Origin of the sequence: Streptomyces ossamyceticus (genome assembly GCF_001418475.1) — a bacterium.
GTDB lineage: Bacteria > Actinomycetota > Actinomycetes > Streptomycetales > Streptomycetaceae > Streptomyces > Streptomyces ossamyceticus.
The window spans coordinates 1-1,610 of record NZ_LIQX01000591.1; the positions used below are offsets into that span (position 1 = coordinate 1).

At 72.9% G+C, this 1,610-nt stretch carries 1 protein-coding gene and 1 pseudogene; one reads left to right on the top strand and one right to left on the bottom strand.

Annotated elements, in window-relative coordinates; genetic code table 11:
• Nucleotides 1–1,041, top strand: a 1,041-nt coding sequence (locus tag AOK15_RS34045; protein WP_055522174.1) for an alpha-L-fucosidase, incomplete at its 5' end; no start/stop codon positions are given.
• Here AOK15_RS34045 and AOK15_RS34050 read toward each other — a convergent pair.
• Nucleotides 1,017–1,563, bottom strand: a pseudogene (locus tag AOK15_RS34050) (cysteine hydrolase family protein). The gene AOK15_RS34045 and the pseudogene AOK15_RS34050 sit on opposite strands and share 25 nt — an antisense overlap.
• Nucleotides 1,564–1,610 lie beyond the last annotated feature (47 nt).

The window sequence follows — 1,610 nt, forward strand, 5'->3', positions numbered from 1 at the left end:
TGGGACACCGCGCAGGGCGACCTGAGCGTGGTCCGGCGGAGCCCGGCGGGCCGGGACCTGGTGGCCGGGTACGTCGACGCGCTGCGCGAGCGCGGCCTGAAGGTGGGCCTGTACTACTCGCACTCCGACTGGAGCCACCCGGACTACGCGAGCGTCCGCCACCCGGACATCGAGCGGTGGCCGCAGAGCCATCCCGGTGGCAACGACGCCAACCCGTACTCCCATGCCGCCCCCGGTGAGGAGGACCCCGCCGCCTGGGACCGCTACCTCGCCTACCGCGACGCCCAGGTGGGTGAGCTGGTCGAGCGCTTCCGCCCCGATCTGCTCTGGTTCGACGGCGAGTGGGAACGCACCGAACAGCAGTGGCGGATCGAGGAGTTGGCCCGGCTGATCCTCTCGGAGAACCCGGACACCGTCCTCAACGCCCGCATGCTGAGCCACGGCGATTACGCCACCCCGGAGCAGGGTGTGCCGCTCGAAGCGCCCGACGGGCCCTGGGAGTTGTGCCTCACCGTCAACGACTCATGGGGCTTCCAGCACCACGACGACAACCACAAGTCGGTGCGCCAGCTGGTGCGCTACTTCACCGAGACGATCGGCATGGGCGGCAATCTGCTGCTGGACGTCGGGCCCCGCGAGGACGGGACGATCACCGCCGAGCAGATCGAGCGGCTGGAGGGGCTCGGCACCTGGATCGGCCGCCACTCCGACGCCGTGTACGGCACGGTCGCCGGGCTGCCCGCCGGGCATCACTACGGCCCCAGCACGCTCTCGGCCGACCGGCGCACCCTGTATCTGATGTGCTTCGACGTGCCGCGCGAGTCCGTGGCGGTACGGGGACTGCGCAACCGGGTCACCCGGGTCACCGTCCTCGGCACGGGCACCGAACTGGACCACCGGGTGATCGGCGGCCTTGACGCGGTGCCCGGCGTGACCTGGATCGACGCACCCGGCGAGGCCGACCTCGACCCGTACGCGACCGTACTCGCCGTCGAACTCGACGGGGAACCGGACCTCTACCGGGGTGCGGGGCGCGACTGAGCGAGGACCTCGTCGACGGTCGCCACGCGCACCAGGGGCCGGTACAGGCCCAGTACGTACAGGGCCTTGGCGTGGGAGTCGTCGTCGGCGCCCGCGCAGGCGTCGGCGACCACCAGCACCTCGACCCCCGGCGTCGTCGGCGGCGGCGAGGGCGGTGGACAGGACACAGCAGTCGGTGCTGACCCCGGCCAGGACCAGAGGCCCGTCCCCTCCGAGGCGGGCGGCGAGGTCCGGGCCCCATGTGCCGAAGGTGGGCGCGTCCAGGAGGTGGCGTGCGTCGCCGGGGAGGCCCTTCGAGAAGTCGTCGACCAGGTGCCAGAGCGGGGCGTCGGCCGGGCGCAGGGCGAACGTCCACCGGTCGTAGTACGCCCGCCAGGCGCCCTCGGGTTGCTCCGGCGCGATGAAGCGGGTGAACACGACGCGGTCGCCGAACGCCGGCAGCAGGCGCCGCACCCCGGCTGCGGCCTCGTCGAAGCGGGGCGCGGCCCAGGGGCTGTCCGGCTCGGCGAAGACCCGCTGCATGTCGATGACGGCGAGCAGACCGGGCGGGGCGTCAGGGGCGCCGTGGG